Below are 22106 nucleotides of genomic sequence, written 5' to 3'. Positions count from 1 at the left end.
TAGTATCCTGGTTTGAGGTCGAATAATTTTATCCAAGACTGGACACCACATTCCGGGAGCGATGAACATGAGCAAGGTACCTGAACAAAAAAAGCATGTAATTAATTTTGAATGCGACCATTGCGGACGCAGCTATGACGATACTGATGTTTGTACTTCTGACGATTGCCCTGATAATGAAATCGCTATGCCAGACCTACTTAATTACTGGACAGTTGATGAAGTGGCTGAATGTCTCGACGGCGTGGGTGATGATCTTTACAGAAAGCTATGGTCGTACATTACAGCAGAGACTGATGGTAACCCGCCACTGGCTAAAGTTGCCTGGGAAGCGTTGACTCATGAAGAGAAGGCTGAAATGGTCCAGGCAGTGGAACAAGAGTTCCCTGACGGTGATTAAGTTCAGTAATGTGTGACAAACAAAGTGTCGTGCCGGTAATGGGTAAAGAACGGAAATAATACACAGCAAACCCTATAAATACCTTCCACCAGCAGCAATGGACATTTACGCTTGTATCCATTCTGGAAGAGCAGGCGACAGGCCTGCTTTAAAAAAGAACAACTAAACAGCTGGTGGATTGGGATAATTTAATCAACTTTAGTGTTATCTGAGTGGTAACGCGATATTTTCACTTAAATATTTCATGGTGAATTAAATGAAAGCATTAAACGAACTACAGTTACGCCAGATATCCGCATGCCCTGGGAACATTGAGTTACAGGATTGGTTGAAAATACTTGTTGCTGATAATGCAGTGCTCGTTCGTTCTTTAACGGTCATCGCTAATTCAGATGAGCATCATGGTAAGACGATGGTCTGTGATTTTGATTCGTTGATTTCTGTAGCTACTGCTGGTCTGAAAGAGCATGAGCAACTCCTTAAAGGGAACACTTCACCTGATTGCGAACAACAAGAAACAAACATCCCTATGTTCTACGTGGATGGAGAGGCGGCAATACGTCTTCTCAAGGGGCATACTCGTTATGCAGCCATGACGACTGAGCCAAAGTCTGGTAAGACGTTGCCGCTTTACATAAACGCTCAATCTGCGTCAGTCGCACCGGCAGAAACAGAGCGAAAAGGTAAAAGGCTCCGCGTTGCAGAAGGGAGGTATGCCGCTTTTTTCCCTCAAGAGCGGCCACTCGATGGAGCGCAGATCATCGCATGGGATGAGAACGGTAATTTGTTAGGCATTGGTTTTGGACGAGACACACGCGATACGGGAGTTGCTATCATCGTCAACGGAAAAAAATACGACTCAAACCATGTGATTCACTGGTGTAGTTAGCCATTCGAATGTGGCCGGTATGTAAGGAAGATGAAAATTATGACCAGTACCAACAGAGTTCGGGACGCTGAAATCTTTCGGGCCAGAACGGGGGAGTATCCGGTTGACATGTACATCAAGTGGCTGAAGGATGGCGCACTGGATTTCGATGCCGACTATCAACGTGACTATGTCTGGGGGCATGAGGAACAACAGGCTTTTTTACAGGGGCTGATATCCGGCTTTCCTCTGGGGTATGTGGCGCTGGCGAGAGCCCCCGACTGGGCGTCCCGGGATGGTGCATATATTGAGGTTGTTGACGGCAAGCAGCGACTGACAACGTTAAGGCTGTTTATCAACAACAAAATTTCACTGGCGCTCGCAGGGGGGCCGGTTTTCTGGCAGGACCTAACTCGTGGTGAGCAACTCGCCTTTGGTGCCCCCACGTTAACCGCCGTGGTGCTTGATGACGCCACGCCACAAGACCGTCTTGACTATTTTATTGCAGTTAACTTCACCGGCATGCCACAAAGCGAGGAGCATAAACACAGGGTTCTCGCACTCAAAGGAAATATTCAGTAACGATCAGTCAACTTGTCAGTTAACGAGAGCATGATGAGTCAGTTGCTGGTTTGCACCAACCCTTTCAGGATGTATATCGGGAGGTCTGTTAAGTGGATCAGAATCAGGTTTTAGACGCAATCAATAATGACGATGTTACAGCACATGAATTGTTGAGCGAAGCAATGCCAAACGCCGCCTCCCGTTTTTACCGGACGGCAAAAAATCTCTCCAGACTCCTGGATGAAATTCACGAGCATTTCCCGGATGCATCGTATTATGCCGCATCCGGCACGTTATGCTTACTGCTGGGGGAGAGCCATAGCAAGTCTGACGTGGCGCAGCAGGAGCTTTTAGCCCATGCAGCTCCTGGCTTGAGGGTTGAAGGGGGGGACTGGTAGTGGAGAATACTTTCGGTAAAGAGTGACTGGTAAACGTCATTGTGGGGGATATTAGTTGGCCGATTATTTTGTCAGTAGCCGTAAATCCTGAATACCGTTACTATCCGTAAATCGGCAGTCTTTCCTTGAACGTTGAGCCGTATATTAGCATTAATACCTAAAACCCCCTCCGGCTATTCGCCGGAAAATCAGATACTGGGAAAGGGAGGAAGAAAGTGATGCTTATGAATTTTTTCCATGAAGGTGGTTAGTATGCGTAAATCCGTTTCATTTGCAGTGGTTACTTTTTTTACTGGTATCAACCTCGTTATAAACCCGTTCCTGGAGGAACCTGCATTATGGGGGGCGCTCCTTGCAGGCATTTTCATTCTGATAAACATTGTGGCGGAAAAAATGCATCTTTGGAGTGGCGTTGCGTGGATTATAGCCGCTGGCATAATTCTCGCCATGATGATTAATGGTTACGTTCTAGGCGATAAATTCAAATATCTTATCTGCGTTTTCTCTTTCTTGTCTTCTGCCTGGTATTCCGTTGTAGAGTTTAGGAAGAAAAAAGCAGCGCAGGCTTCATAATATAAGGGTTTATGCGCGAGCAGATTAATATACTTTTCGCGAAATCTAACCTGATTTTTTGTGTTTAACCAGAAAGTAAAGGCTGAATTATGGTAACTGAAAAGGAACTAATTGCATTTGACCTACTACAGAACTTCGGCGAACGATGGAAATACCGATATTCAGCTGGCGCTAAATATATATTTGCCAGCAGTAAGGCTCGGGCAATTGAAGGTGCTACAGAAGCATTCAGGAAAGCTAGACCGGGTGAGCTTTTAACACGTGAGGAACGCTATGAGAAAGCAAACCAAGATGATATCGAACAGTCGGATAATCGGTGGAAACACCTTAACCTTGACGATCTGCAAGCGCTTTTCTCACGAATGGGAGGTGATATTAAGTCGCTACAGGGGGCCTCTCTACGTGAGTTCACCGGGAACGGCGGTCGGCGTACGTCAAGTGCGGTTGCGGCTCAGGGGGCACGGGATACAGCACTAATGTGTATGCGACTTGAGCGCTACATACAATGGCGGCGGGAAAAATAGACTTTCTTGGCTCCATATCCCTGCATCAGCTGCAATACTGTGATAATTTTACGTCATCAACGTCTCGGAAATTCAGGTAGGCCGTATGAACGCTATTTTTTCTGATCTCCCAGTCAAAGACGGTAAATCCGGCTCGTGGACATTGGATACTTTCACTATCACCGAAAATGACGCAGAACGTCTTGCTATTCGTGCCGACTTTTCAGGCAATCAGGATGAATTTATTCCAGCGGGAGAGTATCGTCGTCTCTCATACAACAGTGATGTCGTGATGTCCAACACACCGATGGAAATACGGACCTGCATGGATTTCATCGAGCGGGCGACAGGCCACGTGCTTATCAATGGACTGGGCCTTGGAATGGTGCTTAATGCAGTATTAATGAAAGCAGACGTCACGCACGTTACTGTTATTGAGAAAGAGCAGGACGTGATCAACCTTGTCGCCGCGAGCTTTGCGGACGATAAACGCGTAGAAATTATCTGTGCAGATGCGATGACTTTCGTTCCACCAGCAGAGGTCACCTATGATGTATGCTGGCACGACATATGGCCTCAGTTCTCAATGGGGAATCTTGATGAAATGGAAATGTTGGAAAGAAAGTACCTTTATCGTTGCCAGTGGCAGGGTTCCTGGGGTAAGGAACAATGCGAGAAAGAGTTAATTAATTTTATCCAGATTGAGGGTGAAATTGAAAAATGGCTGCAAAGGGTTTAATGAAAATAAATCGTCGTATATAACACCGGCATGACCCTGTTTTTACTCAGAAGTTATGGTGTGGTATATTTAGGTGTTATTGTTGTTTTTTCTGGCTTAATTCGAATTAATGGATTTTCTGGTAACCCCCATATAAATCAACCTCCGCCTTTGTTGTTTAAATGGGGTTGCATACGCAATTAAATAATGTATCCTGGAGTTCGGGTTATCTGTGGTTTTCGTACGTAAATTGCGCACCACTACAAGGTAATATATCTGCTCACTTTATTATGGGGTTTATTATGAGCGCACAAGATTCTTTGGAAATACTTCTCGCCTGGCTTGAGGATAATGTTGAAATGGAAACAGATATCATCTTTGCTGATGATATTGACTCCGCAGCCATGATACCCGCAGTCCAGGCTGCTATCGCTGGTTTAAAATTTGATATATTTAACGATGAAGTGAGAAACCTGTTAAAGGTTAAACATAAGCAGGTTGTTAAAGACGCTCTGGACGCAAGCTCAGACTTTCTGGATACGGATTGCGTCATGGACCGACTGGGTATTTCATACAGTGATGCAGAACTCCGGACTTCCGGTGCTCTGGAGCTGCATAACGCTCTTCTCGGATGGGCATCAGAATGACCGAAATAGCCCAATGCCCGGCAGTTAAGCAAATTAACTTTTATATACTGGAGGCCTCACCGGAGTTGCTGGTGGATCGCCGGGTATATCTTGAAGTTGTGCTGCTGAAAATCTGGCGAAGCCGACTTGAGACAATCCGGTCCTGGAATTGTGTTTCTGATGAAGATCGCATTCTGGCTGAAGCATATCAACGTGGCATAGATTTTCTGACGAAAACAGTCAGGCTCGTCACCCTGGATTGATTCTTTAACTCAACTGTGATGCAGAGGACGGAACATGTCTGAGAGCAAAGCCTTCAGGCCCGATGGCGGTGGAATGAGCTTAGGGCGCATTCAGGAAATTGCCGATAACCCGTATTGTGATGAAGAAAAACGGTGGCTGGCTCAAACGTTTCTGGCAAGAGCCAGTCAAAAACCAGCTGCATATGTGGATGCTGTTAATCTGCGCCAACTCCAGAGGGGGGAAGTGGAATCAGCGGTAATTTTTACCAATATGGAATGTACCGCCCTATATCTCAATCCACCTGCCATTCTTAACGGCGTCGATACAGCACAGGTGACGAGAAGTGCAGACCTGCTCGATTTAGAGCTACGCATTGCAGAAGCAAAAAAAATGGGTCTCGACACGACCTCGGTTGAACAGAAGTACCACGAGTTAATTGAAGAGATTCGATCGAACAGGCATCATTCCGGGAACGAACGTTGACCTGCTCAGTATGGTTATGGTTTGCAGTCAGATAAAGTAACTTTTAAATATAAAACACCATAAATAAAACGGTTAAAAAGGTGGTCGAATGAAAACCAACGAACAATTACTCAGTGCACTGATTGCTGCACTGGAATGGATTGATGCAGTTCCTTCGGATACGGTTCTGCCTGCTATGCCAGGATTTGACCGCGACGAAGTGAACGAGTTGATCGCAAACGCCCGCAAAGAGCTGCAATCAAAGGTGAGCTAAACAGATGAGCCGTACCGTGCATAGCAGGAGACTTGTACCTGCTATGTTTCCGGCGACGTGGTACTGAACCTGAAAAGTAACTTTTCCATCGACGTTCGGGGGCCTTTTTTTGAACAGGAATCAACATGACGGGTCAAGCGTCTACGATTTTCACAATCAGATAAAAATGGTTTCTTCCTTCCCCCACAAGCTTTGCCACCATTCCCAGCGCCGCTTTTGTCAAAAAGTTACTTTTGAAAGCACTGACTCAGCACCTAAAAAAGTTACTTTTCTGCCCTTGTAAACGTGTCCGATCGTCTTTTCCACCCTCAAATAAAAGTAACTTTTGACAATTTATGCCAAAAACCAATGAAACACGCATCTTTCCTATGCCCCTTCATTTCTCGTATCTCATTCAAAATGCTCCAGAAATTATGAAATACGGGAAACCACTGCAAAAATTTTCTTCCTCTAAACACTAAAATCCGCCTCCTGGTTCCCTTGTCACAAAGAAATCATGTGTAGAATTTTTGCCGTGAACAAAAAAAAGTAACTTTTTTCACGCCAAAGTGAAAATAGGGGCTTGATGGAGCGTTTTGAAAATGTATCCTGGGTCTAACAACGGCAATGACCGTTAAACCACATACAACAGGAAGAGGAAAATTCAATGACTACTGCAACTCTGGCAACTCCAGCTAAAACCAAAAACGAAAATGTTTCTCTGCGTACCTTCTTAGAAAAAAACGGTATCGGTGGTCGTCTGGGCAATGGTCTTGTTATGGACCCGACGCATCTGAACATCATCCCTGGCTTTAACACCCGTACTGCTGGCCTGGGTGAGGCTTACTGGGAACTCCCGGAAGTTAAGGACCACCTGGCGCGTCTGGCGCAGCAATATGCCGATAGCCCACTGGAAATGGCCGCTATGGTTGTCCAGGTTCGTGATGGCCAGGTTGTCATTCGTCAGGGACACTGCCGTCACCGTGCAATCCCTCTGGCTAATAAAATTCGCGAAGAACGTGGAGAAGGCCCGGTAGATAAAATCCGTGTTGACGAGTTTCGTGGCTCGGATGGTAAAGCAGAGCTCTTTAACCTTAAAGGTAACGATCAACTGCCGGTTTCTATCGTTGCGCAGGCAGAATCACTGTACCGCCTGCACAACGATAGCGAAGAGCCTATGAGCATTGAGGAACTTGCCGAAGCCCGGAAAGTCTCCGTTACCCATGTTCGTAAATTGCTCAAAGTTCACACCGCCCCGGAAGCGTTAAAAGGTCTGGTCGTAAAAGGTGTTGTCGCATATTACGCTGCTCTCGACGTGATGGAAAAACATCCTGATAACTGTGTTGCTATTATTCAGGAAGCGTATGATAAGTTTGGCAAAGCCACTGACAAAACCATTGGGCAGGTCCTTCTTGCTCAGCGTGCAGGTGAAAACGGCACCAGCGGTGAATCTGATGGCAACGTGACAACCATTACAGCGACTGATGCAGGTAACGCATCTAATAGCACTGCTGGCGCTGCTGCTGGTGCAGTTGATGGCTCTGCAGGGAATGAGGCTGGTGTTGCTGGTGGTGGCTCGGAAGAAGGGGCAGGGAGTGACAATACCGAACCGACGCCGACTCCGGCCCCGAAACGCGAACCTAAACAAAATTTCAAAACTCAGCTGTCGGTATTCGACGTGCTGCCGAAAAAAATCTCAAAAGAGATCGTCGATAACTCGCTGGAAGTTATCAACCGTATCGTTGTTGATGCGAAAGAAATTCCGTTTATGGAAGACGGTGCGGAAGTTCTCACTAAAGCTCAATATCAACTGACTCTAACCTATGAAGAGTTCGTGCAACTGACAGCAGCCAAAGACAGCTACGATAAACATCTGGAAAAAATCCAGAAAAAAAACACAGAGCAGTAAGGTAATAACCGTAACCGGGGAGATATCCCCGGCTAACATCCTGTTTATTTCATTTCGAATACATTACCGGCTTGTTTTCAGATAAGCCAGGGGACATACATAAAATGAATTTTATTAAGCTTATTATTTTATTTGCCGTTGTGGCTTTGCTGGTTTATGGATTCAGCGGTTTATCAGGAAAAGATTCCGTCGCCTTTACATTTCTGAGCTTTGGTTTTTCAGCTGTTATAGCTGCATTTTTCTGGATAATGATTGTGTTGCTGGTGGCTCTGTATTTGTTTGCTTCAAGCTCAATCAGTATTTATCCAAAAATGCTTTTCCTGGAAGGTACACTTTTTGGCTGGTGGTATTTTGTTTTCAATTTTCTTATACCAGACGGACAGTCTCTAACCTTGCTGGGCGTAAATATCTATAACCTTGGGGGTTATTTTATATACGGAACGACCGTGCTTATTGGTATCGGTATTGTGATGATGATGTTCCGGCGGTCAACTAATCAGGTTGATAAGGTGAAAAAGCATGGCTGATTTCGCTTCAACAAAACAAAATTCATCGTTCGAGCTTTGGTTTGAACAACTCCAGATTTTGGCTGAACTGAATGGTGATGTCGCTGGAGAAAAGGCTGACTGGGTACAGGCCTATGAAGCGGGAATGGCTGTTGATTCTGCGTACTATGAAGCCTTTGGTGACAGTGATGACTGACACGAACAATCAGGAAAGAAACGGTTCAAAATTTCTGTTTGGTGTGACTTCTACCGACCGCATTATTCAGACTGAGCAAGGCGATGGATTCATTAATTCATGTATCGCAGCTCACGGGATTATCACCAAAATTATTTTGACGAGCTATCGTGCTGCTGGTGCTCTTACGGAGATGGTTCTCTTTAATGAGCAAGGTGCTACCTTCGTTATTACCATTGAGTCAGGGGTGTTTACACCTTCTGGATTCGTGCTAACTGATGAAGATATCCAGATAGCACACAAGCAGATCACATTATCCGACACAACAGACATATTAATCCTGGCAACGAGGATGGCTAGACGTGCAGGGCTTAAGCCCGTTTTTCCTGAACAATCGGAATTTAGTTCGATTTTAGAATTTACAGTCAATTAACGCACATTTATTAAGGTGAAAATATGAGTTCTGATGGTGTTGAATTGTCTTCTATATCCGATGGTGTTGAGTTGTCTTCTATATGGGAGGCGGGTTCCTGGTTTCCCGTTCGTGAGTTTGGCATTCTGTTATTAGTCATGCTGTTCCTGATGATTGTTTTTGGTATTTTTAGGAAAGATTTTTCCCATTTAAAACCACTGCTCACATTGTTTGTTTTGTTAATTGCTCTTGGCGGGACGATACTCTTTATGACCTTATTCTTTTCTGCCAAAAACAAAAATGAAGCTGAATGGCGAGACTGGGCAAAAGACCACTGTAAAATTGTTGCTAAAAAAGATGGGTCAACAACTACTGGTGTCGGTATATCCCTGAAAGGGCAGGCTGGCCTGTTTATTGGCGGAGAGCCAGGGCAGACCGGTTACAGTTGCGATGATGGCGTGACTTACTGGAAAAATGAGTAAGACCAACCATTGCGATATCCTTTTTACGTTCTATTTATAATCTGTTTGCGATAAATATCTATTTACTATTTCAGCTACCTGTAAGGAAATTTTATATGATGCAACATAATTCTTTACCTGAACTGGTTCAGGCGAATGTGGATGGCTACAGCCGTAGTATCAATAGTTTTTTGCAGCAAACTAAGGTGATGCCTCTGGCTTTCATCATTGGCGAATCTGGATCCGGTAAAACTTGTCTGGCTAATCTCGCATTACCAGGGGCTTTATATCCCACTGCGCGGGAAATCGCAGAATGTGACAATATCTCTGAAGACTTTTCAGGGGCTGACATAGTCATTGATGATATTGAGCTGTTTGACGCAGATAAAATCCACGAATGCATTCTGGCGGTTCGTGCATCAGGACATAAAATCATAATCACCGCCAATCCTGCAGAACATACTTTGTGTACAGGTCTCTTTAGTCGTCTACCTGTGCCTACTCGGTGTTTTTTTGCGAGGTTGCATGATCGCCATACTCTTCAGGAGATGAAGAGAGAAAAAGACTCCCTGAATATCCCGGCTACTGGTTCGAATTTTTCAGCCTAACTTAAACCCCGGCTTCGCAGTTTGGCTGGTATGTCCCCCGCTAGCGGGGGTTATCGGCAGTAATTTGATGCCCTCATTTGCACCTGAAGTATGTCCCCTGGATGCGGGGGTTATCGGATGCTGAGCCAGCTTAAACTGTGTGTCTGTCCCCCGTTGGCGGGGGTTATAGAGCAGTTGGTCTTTTCGGAATTGATTGTTTTCGGTGCGGGCCCCGTAAACGGGGGGATGGACGATAGCGAAAGCTCTCCTTGATTCCTCTCTTGTGTGCCCACAATCTCGCGGGGGGTGATGCGAATGAATTTTGGCGAGCAGGGGGCGCATCCCTGATTTCGTCTAATGGATTAAATCAAATAGTAGCGTGTCCCTAGAAATTTCTTCTCCTGCATTCATGAGGAAGCAACTCAATATTAGAATATTTTCTCAAGGAAAGTTACTTTTCTGTCGTATAGACGTTTGCACAAATTTCAACTCAATAACCTAATATCCTAGATAGCTCCACTGTATTATGCCTGGTTCCAAGGGGTTACATACGAGTTATCTGGTCGTTTTAATCTAAAGTTGTTGTACGGAAATTCTCCATGGCGCTCTACTATCCATATTTCGTTGAGCACCTCTTTGCGCTCTGAGTTCGGATTAACGATGAATGCTTGTACGGTATCATCTTCCTGATCGATGACAATGCATCCCGACCGAATGTCATCGTCAGATGAGGTAGGACAATCTTTATTCCCATATACTTCTGCAACACTTCCGTGATCGTTAATTTTCCAACCAGGAGAAATAGCTATGGATGGTAACTTAAATGCTCCCTCTAAGAAAATCTGCTTTATATAAATATCAACTGAGTCTTTAACTTGATCGCAACCAGTAAGCAATAAGCCTGACATTATTGTTAGAGTGATAAGTTTCATTTTCATTTGCGATGTCCTCCTTTTTTTAAATTTATCACCTGTCGAAGATTTAATCATTATTTTATGAGTCACAAATGTGAATTAAAGGGCTTATGCAATCAAAATGGAGTGTTCGGTCAGATTCAACAGTTGATATCAGATGGTAGACGCCTTGATGCTTGTGTTTGGGTTTGCTCAGATGAAAAACAGCCAGTAATTATGGATTTACGAATGACGTCGCTAACCTGTTACCTGATGGGCTGGGAACCGCCTGAAACATAATTTATACTGTTTATTTATACAGTTATATTTTGTGGCGAGGTTAGTTATATGTTATTGGTTCCTAAAGAAAATCTGGTGAAACTTAACATTCCACTGTTTCTTGAGTTATGCCCCGCTGGTTTTCCAAGCCCGGCCCAAGACTATACCTCCAGTGAGTTAGACCTGAACGATTATTGCATAAGGCATCCCTCTGCAACCTATTTTGTCAGGGCACAGGGGAACAGCATGCAGGATGTGGGGATGCGGGATGGAGATTTGCTGGTGGTCGACCGTTCACTACGCCCTCAGAACCGAGACATTGTGATTGCCGAAGTGGACGGGGGCTTCACAGTTAAACAGCTCCAGACTACTCCGAAGCTGGCCCTTCTGCCCATGAATAATGCCTATTCGCCTATTTACCCTAATCCTGATGAACTTACTATTTTCGGAGTGGTGACACATTGGGTTCACCGTGCCAGGGGTAATATCTGATGTATGCACTGGCTGATGTAAACAGCTTTTATGCAAGCTGCGAAAAGGTCTTTCGCCCAGACCTTCGGGATAAGCCTTTGATTGTTTTGAGTAATAATGACGGCTGCGTAATCGCTAGGTCAATTGATTATGTGGAATTGCAAGTAACACTGTGATGCAGATGAAGCGAACTTCATCTGACTATAATGTTGATATCGTTTTCCGCAACAATCAGCATCACAGCAGGTAAACCTTCCACACTCATTTTTTGATGTAACTTTTTGATTAAATTATCATCTTCATTACTGGCTTTCGCTGAAAATCCTTGAGGATGGGAGTGCCATTCACCAACATAATCGACAACACGAGCGGTCAGCTGCTGAACCCGTTCTAATGCTTCCTTTTGTCCCTCTTCTCCTCGGACAAAGAAGGCTGGTGAGGATTTACTGTCGATAGGTTCTGGGAACACATCAACCAGAATAATAGTCTTGTTCTTAAAATCAGTTATGCCCACAATAGCGCCCCCGGTTTCATTCGGTAGGGCCTGTAAACGGGTATGTCTCAGTTTTTGTTCTAAGCCTTGATCGTATCTAACAATCCATTCGCCAGCAATTACAGATACCACAGGGTAAAGCTCAATTTCATGAGCGCTCACTGCACCTGAATTTTCATCAGACACCCAGATACATAATCGAGCATCATCCTTAAGGACGGTCTGCCGTAGTTGGCGCGACAGGATACCAGCATGAACGTGAATACATTCGTTAGACATACGTACAGAAATATCCCTACATCCACCACCGACCCAACGATCACCATAATTGTGCTGTAGGTGAGTGTTTCCCCACTCGCTGCTCAAAATTGCCCGGTAGTATTGCCCCTCAATTGCATCAATTCGGCACTGTCTGTCTGTATCCTCTATTAACATCACGCTGGCCTTGCCTGATGGTGTCAGAAACAGACTAACTGTTCTGGGTATATCATCTTTTAACGCTAGGGTCCTAGGCACCTCAAAGGTGGTACTGACATCCACAACTAAGTGAGCCTCATTCACAGCTCTGGCAATATCATGATCGTCATCAAGAATACTTTTATTGATCGCTCCGGGGAGAGGTTCATGTGGATAAATACTACCTGCGAGGTGCCGAAGAATATCAGTTTTAGGGTATCCAATATGATCATCAACCCCAATATGGCGGGGCAGATTATGTGGAAGGAGTTTGTCAGGATCGATAAATGTCCAGTGTCCCCAGCCGATTCGTATCCAGATATCAGCTAATGTGCCGCCAAGAGCCCCAACGCCAGCCAGAACACCATAGAAAGATGCATTATCAGAATCAACAGCAGAAATGTCTCTTGCTCGTGCAGCATTCATAGCAGAACGTATTTCGACAGGTAACAGTGGTAACTGTTGCCATTGTGTACCTCTTACGCCACCAAGTAGTCGGAAACGGTGCTGTATTCCCCGCTCATTCCTGGGGGCAAGTATGTCTAATACGCTGGCAAGTTCGTAGAGTGAGCGTTCCACGATATAGCCCATAACATCAGTACGTTCTGTTTTACCATCCCTTAAACGAGGAACCCATAGCAGAATTAGCAAACCTTCCTTTTCACCAGAGCTAGGGCGAAGACCTGTATCAGGTATAGCATCATAAACAGCATCAGCGAGTGGCTGGAGAAGTTCACTTCCCCAGGATTGAAGCTGCTCTTCCAGTTTTTTCAGATTGTCAGGATATGAAGCAACTAATGAGGCTTCAACTGGTGGGACGGCAATGGTTAATAAGCGAAATGGTCTGATGCCCTGATTAGAATGTTCAGGTACAGCCCTTAAAATTATCGGCTTACCATTGCTGACCATCTGGAGGCTGAGTTTATGAGCTGCGGCATGATTATAATCAAGATAATTCGCTGGTAAAATAAGTTGATAGGGGCTCATATAAAAAAGTTGCTCAAGAGGTTGGTCTTCTCGATGCAAACGTTGTTCAGCTGATTCTCTGAGCCACCAAAATATTCGCTCAATAAATCTTTCAGGTGTCCAGTTGCGTTCGACGGCGTTCCAAGATACATCATAAAGGCAAAGAATTTTTGGAGAGTCTGGTACACCTGCATGTTGATGAGATAAAACAGGAAAATCTTTACGCAATGCATGAACTAGGATCGGGATAGTGAACTTAGGGTTTATCTCAATAGCTAATCGTTCTTTACGACGAATGCCGGCCTTATTGCCAGAAGTTACTGTACCATCAGCAACATCAATGACTAGGTATTCCGAGCGGTCATTGTTTTGCTCAGATAAACGTAATTCTCGAACAGTTATATAGGGATGCTGTTCGCATGCTGTAAGCAATGAGATTGTTTGCGGATATAGGCTATCACGCCCCGATGAATCGAGGCGTTTACCCAATTCGAAATATTCGATCATTGGTTTATTACACCTGCCCGGGGTGCGGCTGCCGTAGCAGCGCTTGTCGCAGCAGAAACTGCACCAACAATAGCGGGAATCAATTTTCCATCTCGTGCCACTTCAAACTCAAGAACAGTTTTATCTTTAAGGTCGCCCGTGCAACTGAACCAACCATCAACATTATCCAGAATATCATCGTACTCACGTTTAGCTCGAATACACGGAGGATCATAATCGTCATCAAGTATCTGTTTGCTGCTGGAAACTATTGTCGCTCCAGAACGCGCTTGCCCTAAAGCATTACGGGCCGCATCGCAAACCAGAGCATCTTCTCCCCATTGTGACCAGCTATAATAGGAAAGTGAATGCCACGAACAATGATGTGGTGTGAGGAGAAGATCATACTCCAGCACCTCAGGATTGCTTTTGTAACGATTCCATAATCGCTCCCAGATGAGAACTTCTGCATCCCCACCGAGTAAAAAGTGCATAGGATTACGAGAATATGCGGAAGGCAGTATTTTCATATTCATAATGATACTGGATTCATTTTTAGAAAGGGCTTCTTCCAGATTTTCATCATCTTCATGTGGTGCGGGTGCCAGAAGCTGTGCAGAGAAAACGTCTGAAACTTGCCCGTCAATTCTGGTGAATGTATCACCAGCTTTAATAAGAATGGCACTCAGATCATCCGTTTTACCGTTAATATCTTCACCCATGATAAGAATGCGATTACCGCTAAATGCGTAACCATGTTCCCGCCAGTATTTTACACGGCGCCGAGCTTCCGTATTAAATGCCTGAGCATCTTCGCAAAGTGTGTGATTTTTCGAACGACGTCGAAAAATCAATGGTGATGACCACAACTCTCGGATGATTATGCGTTTTTCTGAACGTTTCAGATGGTCATCTGGATAGTCTTCAGGACGGCCCAGCCAAAAATGTTTACGTAGCCCCCCACAATGGTCCTGATCCGGATGACTCAGCATAAAGACGTCAACAAAAGGGCGATCGTTATTATCGTACTTCAATCTGTTACGTAGCGCCGAGGCAACATCAGGTGTGTCATCTTTGGGGTCATCAGCAGCAGAACGGATATGTACATCAGTCAGAATGGATGTACCCGGGGTATCAGCCAAACGCACCAGTGTCATATCACCGTTGCCGACCTGGAAAAAAGTAACTTTTGCTGCCATCGACATCTCCTTCAGGGATACGAAAGATTGAGGTTAAGAACATCTGTTGCTAAGATACATCTAGTAATTATTCGAGTCTAGTAACTATACGTATATTTTTTAGACTCAAATTGTAAGCACAGGAAATGATTGATAAATGATTGATAAAATGGTGCGAACTGGTCATTGGGGCCAAGAGAGACGACTTGAATTCATCGATTTTCGCCTACTGTGGGAAGGTCGACTTAACCGTGCAGATATCACTACATTTTTCAGAATTTCTGTGCCGCAGGCTTCATTAGATTTGGCTAAATATCAAGAGATTGCACCAAGAAACATGGTGTATGATCGAACTCAGAAGGCTTATGTAACTACCCCAGATTTCAAACCTGTTTTTTCAAGTTTTGACAGTAATCATTACCTGAATGAACTATTAGGGCGAGAAAATGGAATAGTGGATCCTTGTGATAGTTTCATTGGATGGGCCCCTCCGGTTGCCAGCCTTCCTCTTCCGGCTAGGAAAGTACAACCTGAAATATTGATTGATTTAATCCGGGCCATGCAAAGAGAACAGGCTTTGGTTGTTGATTATCGTTCGATGACTAATGAACCAGCGGTTCGTATGTTATACCCAACTGCATTTGCACATGATGGTCATCGGTGGCATATTCGCGCCTATTGTTTTAAATCTGCAATGTTTAAAGATTTTGTCCTTGGCAGATTCTTTAATATTATTGAATTTGTTTCCCCACCGACATCAATTCCACAAGATGTTGACTGGAATACATTTATTGATGTGGTGATAGGTCCAAATCCTAACTACGATACGAATAGACGGCTATCTATTGAGCATGATTACCAAATGGTGCATGGCGAGGCGAAAATTCGGATACGTCAAGCACAATTATATTATCTTAACCGTCGGTTAAATTTGGATGTGAAAATCGATTCTTCAATAGATGATAAGCAGCAAATCATCATGCTAAGAATAGAAAAACCTGAAGATTCTATAGGATAAAGTTAACATGAATGTAACTGGTATTAATAAAAACAATAAGGAATGGATGATTGCGATAATAATCACCTACCTTTTTATTCTGTTATGTCTGGCAACATACGCTATTGGGGCTATGTCTCTGGGGTGGTTGCCTGCACCTTACGCACCATTGCCTATATTGGTGGTTGTTTATATTGTTTTCGTGCAATTTACATCAATAAATGCATTAGAAAACAATGGGATCCAGATTGGCATGTATGGTATTTCATCCGCCCACTTACCAGTACAATTGCAGGTGCAATCAGTTACTTATTTCTTAAAGCAGGATTGTTAGTTCTGGAATCTAGCTCCAATGCAGGGTCCAGTGAAATGGGTTTCTTTGCATTGGCGTTTATTGCAGGCTTTAATGTCGATAAGTTTGTCGCGAAAATTGAGGAAGTTGCAAAGGCCGTGTGGGGGATTGAAAAAACAAGAAGTGCAACTAATCATGAGGTAAAAGACTTAGATAAAAAAGAATAACTTGGATATTCAAATTAACCGGGATATTTTTTCGCTATTTTATCTTTTTTGCTTGTCTGGTGTTTCAATGTTTTTTAATTTCTCTAATAATTTGTCTATCGCACCAATATCATTATTTACTGCTGCCTGTTCATCATCCGTCAACGGGATCTCCTGCATCATTTTGAGTAAATTCTGACGCCCCTCTATATATTGCGCTTCTGATGATGATTTAGGCAGGTAGAACGAACATTTTGCACAAGCCATACGGTGTGGGCACTGTTCAAAAAAGTCATAACTACACAATCCGTGCCCAAGGTCATAATATCGCCATGGTTCTCCTTTCTGCATTTGTCCGGACGAAATTGCATCCTGATCGATCAGCACCGAAACCATACGACGGTTTCGCTCAAAGTATCCTGCTTTAGACAGAGACCCTGCCAGTTTTGTCGGTGTGATATCGATATAATGCTGTGTCGAACTGGGAGAGGAATGTCCGAGCCAGCGCTGTAACTCAAATAATCCTAGTGGTTCCCGGGCATTAAACAGCTGGCTGGCTATAGTTGCCCGCGCTCTGTGGCTAGTGATAGTCCCCCTGATATCTTCGTTTGGAACACCAGCTTTCCGACAAAGCATCGGAATTAAGGATTTATTAATATAACTCTGGCTAATCCGAGCAGCTTTATGCATAAAAAGATAACTGACAAGTTCACCCGTTTTTAAATCAAGTTGGTCTGGTTGTATATTTCGTTCTTTTTCCCAGCAATCAATGTATTCCCCTACGATTGGATCAACAGGTTTGGTGAAGGCCGTGCTGGTTTTGTTCACGGGGACATCCAGCAAACATATCCGAGAGCCGCCCTGATGTTCATCATTTTGCCAGCGTATACAGCCTGTTCGCATCCGCAAAATTTCATCACGACGCAACCCACCAAACAGCCAGAGAACACATAATGCACGAACCATAGAAAATGGGTAGCGATAGTAAAGTTGTTCACCATAATGCAGATCCTGCTCCTGCAGGTTCAACCCTGCCCAGACAAGTTTACTCCATATATCATCAGCAACGACTCTTGGTGCAGGGCCAATACTGGCCCGGATAGCGCGGGGTAAACGGAACGTTCTGACAGGATCAAATCGGACGATAATAAGCCCCCATTCCTGAAGGTCTCGAAAAAAAACTCTGATAGCCTGTAAAATCCCCGCCCGTGCAGAGGCTGTCATTAACTGGCCTATTCGATTCTGATACATATGGCGCGGTTCAGACCACTGGCCTATTTTCATTTGACACACTGCAGCTACGTATTCAAGTGCGATGTCCCGGCTCCAGTCTGCAGGAGAATGTATATCAGGGTGAGTGGCTTTCAGCCAGCGCCCACACTGCAGGATGCGGTACCATGTACTGAGTTCAGATGATGGTGCTTTAATAGCGGTTTTACGCCAGCGTTCACACCATCGCAACCATTCTTCCGGAACGTTACTGGTTGCACGATATTCCCCGTGAGGCCGTCTGCGCTCAAGAATACGATGGTCAATGCCCGCGGGGAACAGCCCCATCGCAGCAAATATCCTTGACAAGGTGGCCGCAGAGCGACGCATATAAACAGGCCCGTAAGTTATTACTCGCTTAAGTGTTTCCAGTTCCAATTTTTCAGGATCAACCTGCCGCTGACAAAGCATAGACAGCAGTAGCGCATTACGAATGTTATTGTCAGCAGCGACAAAGCCGAGGCGCTGCATGTTCTCCTGAAGCTTGTTTACCGCCGCCTCTGTCGCCGGGCGGCCAAAAACTTTGACAGAAAGCCGATAATGATAAAAGCAGCCAGCCGCCTCAAGTCGATTAAATCCGCACAGTAACCAAGCAATCGCGAGGATATACTGTCGACAATTACCACAGCTGCCATATTTTTTGCGAAATACCTCTTCACTGCTGCACAGCACTTCGAGCCAGTCGTCCTGGGTCCATGACCAGTAGTTTTTTTCCAGCCGGTGCATTTCCAGAATGATGTCATGAATTGCAGAATTGGTTGTTGTGGATGCGGCATTCATCCACTTTAATGCTGCTCTGAGTGGAATTATCAGGCGAGAAAGCCTTTGTCTTACACAGTTCGACCAGTTTTGTTTATGACGTCCAACAACATACTGAGCCAGGTTTATCAAAGTATCTCGTTCAATCGGCTGTAATTTGGGAGAACAATCCCAGTCAGGATCAGGTTGCCATTCTTCGTAGTCAAAAGGGGCTGGCGCATCATATTCAGTTTTCATTGCCATCCGTATTGTCCCCCTTTAAATTGTGTAACCGATGTTCATGTATCGACGCCATACCTGCGTTAAATTTTTCCGTAAGATCACGCGCACTAAGATGGATATAAAGTAACGTTGACTGGATACTCTGATGGCCGGCAAACGTAGCGATCTCATGAATATCCCAGTCAGCTCTGGCGAGATCGGTCAGACATAGATGTCTGAAGGTATGCGTACTCAATTGGGGTAGCCCCGCCTGCATTGCCAACGACCTTACGATCTTGGACCAGGTCCACCGGGTTATTGGCGCAGTTCTGTTGCGACAGGAATAAGAAAGAAACAGTGGGCCACGGGAAGTATTTAATTGTCGCCGTTCTGCTAACCAGAGGAAATATAACTCTCCGGTTACGACAGAATAGGGCACAACCCGACCTCGCTTAGTTTTTGTCGTTTCAGCCCGAACTGTTAGCAAGCGACGAGAAGGGTCAATATCGCCGGTAGCAACGGAGCACAACTCTTCCCGGCGCAGGGCACAGTCGTACGCAAGAGATAGCATAAAAGGGGTTCGAGGTTCAATCGTGTAAAAAACCACGTTAAGGCAATAATTCATTGTTTGAATTGAAATTTAATGGCCTCAACTCTCCCTTCAGAATATTTTCCGGCAGCGTGAACGTATAATGTCCCAGCATGTTGATATGACCGTACATCAGTGGCGACAGGCGTGAGATATGCTCGTCTTCCGGGATCTCACCAGCGCTGCGCAAATGTGATAGCGCTTCCTGCATATAAAGCGTGTTCCACAATACAACTGCGTTAGTGACAAGCCCCAGCGCACCCAGTTGATCCTCCTGCCCCTCACGGTAACGTTTTCTAATCTCACCACGTTGGCCGTAACAGATCGCCCTTGCCACGGCGTGACGGCCTTCTCCCCGGTTAAGCTGAGTCAGTATCCTGCGACGATATTCTTCATCATCAATGTAGTTGAGGAGGTACAGCGTCTTGTTGACCCGTCCCACCTCCATAATCGCCTGCGCCAGCCCTGACGGACGGGAACTTTTTAAAAGCGAGCCCACAAGTTCTGAGGCGTGGACTGTACCCAGCTTCAGAGAACCGGAAACCCTCATCATTTCATCCCATTGGGTTTCTATCTTTGACAGTTCAACGCATCCCCGCGCCAGCTCATCCAGTACCCCGTAGTTCGCATTTTTATCTGCACGCCAAAATACCGCCTCACCGGCATCTGCCAGGCGGGGCGAAAACTGGTAGCCCAGCAGCCAGAACAGGCCAAAGATAATGTCGCTGGACCCTCCAGTGTCCGTCATAATCTCCACCGGATTCAGCCCCGTCTGCTGCTCCAGAAGCCCTTCCAGCACAAAGATAGAGTCACGCAACGTACCGGGGATAACGATGCCGTGAAAGCCGGAATACTGGTCAGAAACAAAATTGTACCAGGTGATCCCACGCCCTGAGCCAAAGTATTTTCTGTTAGGGCCAGAGTTCAGCGTTTTTACAGGAGTGACAAAGCGCATCCCATCTGCAGAAGCCACTTCTCCGCCGCCCCAGCGCTCAGACAGTTCCAGCGTGGACTGAAAATCGACCAACCGGGCATTAGCGCTGACCAGCGTTTCAGCCCGAATGTAGTTTTGTTTTACCCAGCTCAGACGGTGGCGGGTCAGTGCCGGAATACTGTGTTTGATCAGCGGTTCATGTCCGATATTGCAGGCTTCAGCGAGCAGTACGGCACACAGGCTGATGTTAAGATCCTGAGCACGGGCTTCAGACTCACTCACATGAGTGAATTCGCGGGTAAAACCAGTCCGGGCGTCAATTTCAAGCAGCAGCTCTGTCAGATCAACAGGGGGGACCAGCTGCCTGACGCGGCTGTTCAGAAGAATCAGCGGCTGCGGTTCTTCCAGTTTTTCCAGACTGCTGATGGTCAGGGACGGATATTTACCCTGATGACAGATGCTCACGGCAGCATTCAGCTCAAAGCGTGAGGCCACCGTTTTCCAGGTTTCGTCCAGTTCGGTTGCCAGCTGTTTAACGGCATTTCCACCATCGGTGGGGTGTCCAAGCGCCCGGCATACGGCGATCCGCTGAGCCTGCCATTCTTTCCCCTGAAGAAACTTCTGACGCGGATCGCCCCAGCGATCGCTGTTCTCCAGCCAGATATCGCGGCGACGCAGCGAATCCTGAAGGCGTTCCAGCAGGCACAATGAGTATCCTGCACGCTGTATCCGGCCTTCGGAGTCGTACACCAGACGTTTCCAGGGACCTGTAATGATCTGCTCAGGCGCATTCTCCAGGAGGCGTTTTTTCGAACCACTCAGTTCGGCCAGGTAATGTATGGCCGATAGCGTATTTTCGCCGGCAGGGGCAGACTGAAAATGTAAATCACGCAGCATCGCTGGCAGAAAGCGCTTAACCCGTCCATATTGCTCGACCATTTCATCCTGGAAATTTGTGTCCTGCGGGCGGGCAAGCTCATTGACTTTACCTACGGATTCCGCCAGCCGGTTCTTTGGTACGTGGCTGAAAATAGTCTGACGCAGCGCTGCGTCATCCATTTTATCATCCAGTAAAAGCGTACATGCATGTGCCAGAAGTAGCGCCGCGCGATCAAGATCTTTGAGCGTTCTGAGCCGTTTTTTCTGCCCGGTTTGCTTCGCTGAACGCGTGATATTGAGGATCAGCAGATCCAGAACATCGACAGCCTCATCGAGTGCCAAAATTTCCTGTGCTTTAACAAACGCGGTCAGGATGGCCAGCCGCCGTTCCTCCGGCATTCTGGCGATATATTTTACCGAAGCCATGCCAGCATAACGAGCCAGGTTGCGGAGTTGAATTGCAGGCAGCCCGGCAAAATTCAGCCGGGAAAACTCCAGGCTGCGCAGGCGTGTGTAGCGCTGAAGTGCGTCAGTAAAGGCCGGACCACTGACGTTGACGGGCCCTTTTCGTATCTGCTCCATCACGGAAACCCGCTGTCCTTCCGGTATGACAAGCAGACCGGCCAGTTGCTCAGTCTGCCAGCTGTCAGGTAATGCAGCCAGTCTGCGCCACAAACGCCTGCTTGCCCGCTCACGAATTTCGCCAATGAGCCTCGTCAGCGCTGAGGCTGCGGGCAACAATACTTTATTCTGGAGCAACCATGCCGTGGCAAAATCGAACATCAGACCGGGGCGCTCGTTACTGAGCCATGTGCGGATATAAAGCAGACGTTTCAGTCTGAACGACCAGGGGAAATCGCCAAAATCATGGTAGTCAGAGTGTTGCCTGATCAGCCTTTGATGCTCCCAACGGGTATTCTCTCTCTGGGCGTATCGGGCCATGATCTCAGGGCGATGAATGTTCAGCTGTAATGCAACGTAATTTCGGACGCCGGGAGGTATTTGCAAGGGATCGGTCTGGAAGGCACTGTTGCAAAGTTAGCGATGAGGCAGCCTTTTGTCTTATTCAAAGGCCTTACATTTCAAAAACTCTGCTTACC

Annotated in this window: 25 protein-coding genes and 2 pseudogenes; 21 read left to right on the top strand and 6 right to left on the bottom strand. The window is 45.9% G+C overall.

Going from position 1 to position 22106, the window contains the following annotated elements; all coding sequences use genetic code 11:
- Window positions 1-67: 67 nt before the first annotated feature.
- From L2I46_RS29650 to L2I46_RS21885, 17 genes are all read left to right on the top strand, one after another.
- Window positions 68-400: a hypothetical protein gene (locus tag L2I46_RS29650; protein ID WP_305955157.1), complete on the top strand. Its 333-nt coding sequence runs from the start codon at window positions 68-70 to the stop codon at window positions 398-400.
- A gap of 256 nt (window positions 401-656) precedes the next feature.
- Window positions 657-1289: a hypothetical protein gene (locus L2I46_RS21960; RefSeq protein ID WP_017900701.1), complete on the top strand. Its 633-nt coding sequence runs from the start codon at window positions 657-659 to the stop codon at window positions 1287-1289.
- A 39-nt stretch (window positions 1290-1328) separates the two neighbouring features.
- Complete coding sequence (locus tag L2I46_RS21955; protein WP_017900700.1) at window positions 1329-1850, top strand: DUF262 domain-containing protein; 522 nt, start codon at window positions 1329-1331, stop codon at window positions 1848-1850.
- Between the two features lie 92 nt (window positions 1851-1942).
- A complete protein-coding gene (locus L2I46_RS21950) occupies window positions 1943-2230 on the top strand; it encodes a hypothetical protein (RefSeq protein WP_009654227.1) in 288 nt (95 codons plus the stop codon).
- A gap of 252 nt (window positions 2231-2482) precedes the next feature.
- Window positions 2483-2803: a hypothetical protein gene (locus L2I46_RS21945; protein WP_009654204.1), complete on the top strand. Its 321-nt coding sequence runs from the start codon at window positions 2483-2485 to the stop codon at window positions 2801-2803.
- A gap of 89 nt (window positions 2804-2892) precedes the next feature.
- Window positions 2893-3327 (top strand): hypothetical protein, encoded by a 435-nt coding sequence (locus tag L2I46_RS21940; RefSeq protein ID WP_017900698.1) that lies wholly within the window; start codon window positions 2893-2895, stop codon window positions 3325-3327.
- 85 nt (window positions 3328-3412) lie between these two features.
- On the top strand, window positions 3413-4045 hold the full coding sequence (locus tag L2I46_RS21935) for a hypothetical protein (RefSeq protein WP_017900697.1): 633 nt from the start codon (window positions 3413-3415) through the stop codon (window positions 4043-4045).
- Window positions 4046-4326: 281 nt separating this feature from the next.
- Window positions 4327-4671: a DUF957 domain-containing protein gene (locus L2I46_RS21930; RefSeq protein ID WP_025999285.1), complete on the top strand. Its 345-nt coding sequence runs from the start codon at window positions 4327-4329 to the stop codon at window positions 4669-4671.
- Window positions 4668-4913, top strand: coding sequence for a hypothetical protein (locus L2I46_RS21925; RefSeq protein WP_017900695.1), 246 nt, complete (start codon window positions 4668-4670; stop codon window positions 4911-4913). Before L2I46_RS21930 ends, L2I46_RS21925 begins: the two co-directional genes overlap by 4 nt.
- A 34-nt stretch (window positions 4914-4947) precedes the next feature.
- A complete protein-coding gene (locus tag L2I46_RS21920) occupies window positions 4948-5376 on the top strand; it encodes a hypothetical protein (protein WP_017900694.1) in 429 nt (142 codons plus the stop codon).
- An 88-nt stretch (window positions 5377-5464) separates the two neighbouring features.
- Window positions 5465-5629, top strand: coding sequence for a hypothetical protein (locus L2I46_RS21915; RefSeq protein WP_014839972.1), 165 nt, complete (start codon window positions 5465-5467; stop codon window positions 5627-5629).
- A gap of 646 nt (window positions 5630-6275) precedes the next feature.
- Entirely contained in the window at window positions 6276-7517 is a 1242-nt protein-coding gene (locus L2I46_RS21910; RefSeq protein WP_017900693.1) for a hypothetical protein, read from the top strand.
- Window positions 7518-7621: 104 nt separating this feature from the next.
- Window positions 7622-8044 carry a hypothetical protein gene (locus tag L2I46_RS21905; RefSeq protein WP_009654205.1) on the top strand — a complete coding sequence of 141 codons (423 nt, stop codon included), beginning with the start codon at window positions 7622-7624 and terminating at the stop codon, window positions 8042-8044.
- Entirely contained in the window at window positions 8037-8219 is a 183-nt protein-coding gene (locus L2I46_RS21900) for a hypothetical protein (protein ID WP_009654202.1), read from the top strand. The genes L2I46_RS21905 and L2I46_RS21900 overlap by 8 nt, the downstream gene beginning before the upstream one ends.
- Window positions 8212-8631, top strand: coding sequence for a hypothetical protein (locus L2I46_RS21895; RefSeq protein ID WP_017900692.1), 420 nt, complete (start codon window positions 8212-8214; stop codon window positions 8629-8631). The genes L2I46_RS21900 and L2I46_RS21895 overlap by 8 nt, the downstream gene beginning before the upstream one ends.
- A 23-nt stretch (window positions 8632-8654) precedes the next feature.
- The gene (locus L2I46_RS21890) at window positions 8655-9092 is read left to right on the top strand and encodes a hypothetical protein (RefSeq protein ID WP_017900691.1); all 438 of its coding nucleotides are present in this window, start codon (window positions 8655-8657) and stop codon (window positions 9090-9092) included.
- Between the two features lie 95 nt (window positions 9093-9187).
- A complete protein-coding gene (locus L2I46_RS21885; protein ID WP_017900690.1) occupies window positions 9188-9679 on the top strand; it encodes a hypothetical protein in 492 nt (163 codons plus the stop codon).
- A gap of 503 nt (window positions 9680-10182) precedes the next feature.
- Here the strand turns inward: L2I46_RS21885 and L2I46_RS21880 are convergent.
- Entirely contained in the window at window positions 10183-10596 is a 414-nt protein-coding gene (locus L2I46_RS21880; protein ID WP_017900689.1) for a hypothetical protein, read from the bottom strand.
- A 303-nt stretch (window positions 10597-10899) separates the two neighbouring features.
- Between L2I46_RS21880 and umuD the strand changes: the two genes are divergently transcribed.
- Both umuD and L2I46_RS21870 read left to right on the top strand, forming a co-directional pair.
- Entirely contained in the window at window positions 10900-11322 is a 423-nt protein-coding gene (gene umuD, locus L2I46_RS21875) for a translesion error-prone DNA polymerase V autoproteolytic subunit (RefSeq protein ID WP_014839973.1), read from the top strand.
- Window positions 11322-11450 (top strand): annotated as a pseudogene (locus L2I46_RS21870) (Y-family DNA polymerase); the annotation flags it as partial. The gene umuD and the pseudogene L2I46_RS21870, both read left to right, overlap by 1 nt.
- A gap of 44 nt (window positions 11451-11494) precedes the next feature.
- Here L2I46_RS21870 and L2I46_RS21865 read toward each other — a convergent pair.
- Together L2I46_RS21865 and L2I46_RS21860 are read right to left on the bottom strand one after the other, a co-directional pair.
- Window positions 11495-13723, bottom strand: coding sequence for a Mov34/MPN/PAD-1 family protein (locus L2I46_RS21865; protein WP_014839974.1), 2229 nt, complete (start codon window positions 13721-13723; stop codon window positions 11495-11497).
- Window positions 13720-14901: a hypothetical protein gene (locus L2I46_RS21860; RefSeq protein ID WP_017900685.1), complete on the bottom strand. Its 1182-nt coding sequence runs from the start codon at window positions 14899-14901 to the stop codon at window positions 13720-13722. The genes L2I46_RS21865 and L2I46_RS21860 overlap by 4 nt, the downstream gene beginning before the upstream one ends.
- 136 nt (window positions 14902-15037) lie before the next feature.
- Here L2I46_RS21860 and L2I46_RS21855 point away from each other — a divergent pair, with 136 nt between their 5' ends.
- Window positions 15038-15898, top strand: coding sequence for a WYL domain-containing protein (locus L2I46_RS21855; protein WP_017900684.1), 861 nt, complete (start codon window positions 15038-15040; stop codon window positions 15896-15898).
- 42 nt (window positions 15899-15940) lie between these two features.
- A complete protein-coding gene (locus tag L2I46_RS21850; protein WP_236948230.1) occupies window positions 15941-16396 on the top strand; it encodes a hypothetical protein in 456 nt (151 codons plus the stop codon).
- A gap of 39 nt (window positions 16397-16435) precedes the next feature.
- On the opposite strand, the gene L2I46_RS21845 is transcribed toward L2I46_RS21850, so the two are convergent.
- The 3 genes and pseudogenes from L2I46_RS21845 to L2I46_RS21835 all read right to left on the bottom strand — a co-directional run.
- Window positions 16436-18646 (bottom strand): tyrosine-type recombinase/integrase, encoded by a 2211-nt coding sequence (locus tag L2I46_RS21845; protein ID WP_032447056.1) that lies wholly within the window; start codon window positions 18644-18646, stop codon window positions 16436-16438.
- Complete coding sequence (locus L2I46_RS21840; RefSeq protein ID WP_226327255.1) at window positions 18630-19175, bottom strand: tyrosine-type recombinase/integrase; 546 nt, start codon at window positions 19173-19175, stop codon at window positions 18630-18632. The genes L2I46_RS21845 and L2I46_RS21840 overlap by 17 nt, the downstream gene beginning before the upstream one ends.
- Window positions 19176-19212: 37 nt before the next feature.
- Window positions 19213-22029: pseudogene (locus L2I46_RS21835) on the bottom strand (Tn3 family transposase); the annotation flags it as partial.
- Between the last annotated feature and the right edge of the window lie 77 nt (window positions 22030-22106).

Source organism: Klebsiella sp. 2019SCSN059 (genome assembly GCF_021739525.1).
In the GTDB taxonomy this organism is placed as follows: domain Bacteria; phylum Pseudomonadota; class Gammaproteobacteria; order Enterobacterales; family Enterobacteriaceae; genus Klebsiella; species Klebsiella quasipneumoniae.
The sequence above is the reverse complement of the archived record's forward strand: the minus strand, read 5'-3'. Positions and strand labels throughout refer to the sequence as shown.

Bases quoted from the DNA above. Each gene is read 5' to 3' on its own strand.
- umuD (WP_014839973.1), top strand. From the start codon at position 10,900: ATGTTATTGGTTCCTAAAGAAAATCTGGTGAAACTTAACATTCCACTG.
- L2I46_RS21930 (WP_025999285.1), top strand. From the start codon at position 4,327: ATGAGCGCACAAGATTCTTTGGAAATACTTCTCGCCTGGCTTGAGGAT.
- L2I46_RS21865 (WP_014839974.1), bottom strand. From the start codon at position 13,723: ATGATCGAATATTTCGAATTGGGTAAACGCCTCGATTCATCGGGGCGT.
- L2I46_RS21855 (WP_017900684.1), top strand. From the start codon at position 15,038: ATGATTGATAAAATGGTGCGAACTGGTCATTGGGGCCAAGAGAGACGA.
- L2I46_RS21945 (WP_009654204.1), top strand. From the start codon at position 2,483: ATGCGTAAATCCGTTTCATTTGCAGTGGTTACTTTTTTTACTGGTATC.
- L2I46_RS21885 (WP_017900690.1), top strand. From the start codon at position 9,188: ATGATGCAACATAATTCTTTACCTGAACTGGTTCAGGCGAATGTGGAT.
- L2I46_RS21895 (WP_017900692.1), top strand. From the start codon at position 8,212: ATGACTGACACGAACAATCAGGAAAGAAACGGTTCAAAATTTCTGTTT.
- L2I46_RS21915 (WP_014839972.1), top strand. From the start codon at position 5,465: ATGAAAACCAACGAACAATTACTCAGTGCACTGATTGCTGCACTGGAA.
- L2I46_RS21850 (WP_236948230.1), top strand. From the start codon at position 15,941: ATGGATGATTGCGATAATAATCACCTACCTTTTTATTCTGTTATGTCT.
- L2I46_RS21860 (WP_017900685.1), bottom strand. From the start codon at position 14,901: ATGGCAGCAAAAGTTACTTTTTTCCAGGTCGGCAACGGTGATATGACA.
- L2I46_RS21845 (WP_032447056.1), bottom strand. From the start codon at position 18,646: ATGGCAATGAAAACTGAATATGATGCGCCAGCCCCTTTTGACTACGAA.
- L2I46_RS21925 (WP_017900695.1), top strand. From the start codon at position 4,668: ATGACCGAAATAGCCCAATGCCCGGCAGTTAAGCAAATTAACTTTTAT.
- L2I46_RS21880 (WP_017900689.1), bottom strand. From the start codon at position 10,596: ATGAAAATGAAACTTATCACTCTAACAATAATGTCAGGCTTATTGCTT.
- L2I46_RS21940 (WP_017900698.1), top strand. From the start codon at position 2,893: ATGGTAACTGAAAAGGAACTAATTGCATTTGACCTACTACAGAACTTC.
- L2I46_RS21890 (WP_017900691.1), top strand. From the start codon at position 8,655: ATGAGTTCTGATGGTGTTGAATTGTCTTCTATATCCGATGGTGTTGAG.
- L2I46_RS21920 (WP_017900694.1), top strand. From the start codon at position 4,948: ATGTCTGAGAGCAAAGCCTTCAGGCCCGATGGCGGTGGAATGAGCTTA.
- L2I46_RS21840 (WP_226327255.1), bottom strand. From the start codon at position 19,175: ATGCTATCTCTTGCGTACGACTGTGCCCTGCGCCGGGAAGAGTTGTGC.
- L2I46_RS21955 (WP_017900700.1), top strand. From the start codon at position 1,329: ATGACCAGTACCAACAGAGTTCGGGACGCTGAAATCTTTCGGGCCAGA.
- L2I46_RS21900 (WP_009654202.1), top strand. From the start codon at position 8,037: ATGGCTGATTTCGCTTCAACAAAACAAAATTCATCGTTCGAGCTTTGG.
- L2I46_RS21960 (WP_017900701.1), top strand. From the start codon at position 657: ATGAAAGCATTAAACGAACTACAGTTACGCCAGATATCCGCATGCCCT.
- L2I46_RS29650 (WP_305955157.1), top strand. From the start codon at position 68: ATGAGCAAGGTACCTGAACAAAAAAAGCATGTAATTAATTTTGAATGC.
- L2I46_RS21935 (WP_017900697.1), top strand. From the start codon at position 3,413: ATGAACGCTATTTTTTCTGATCTCCCAGTCAAAGACGGTAAATCCGGC.
- L2I46_RS21910 (WP_017900693.1), top strand. From the start codon at position 6,276: ATGACTACTGCAACTCTGGCAACTCCAGCTAAAACCAAAAACGAAAAT.
- L2I46_RS21905 (WP_009654205.1), top strand. From the start codon at position 7,622: ATGAATTTTATTAAGCTTATTATTTTATTTGCCGTTGTGGCTTTGCTG.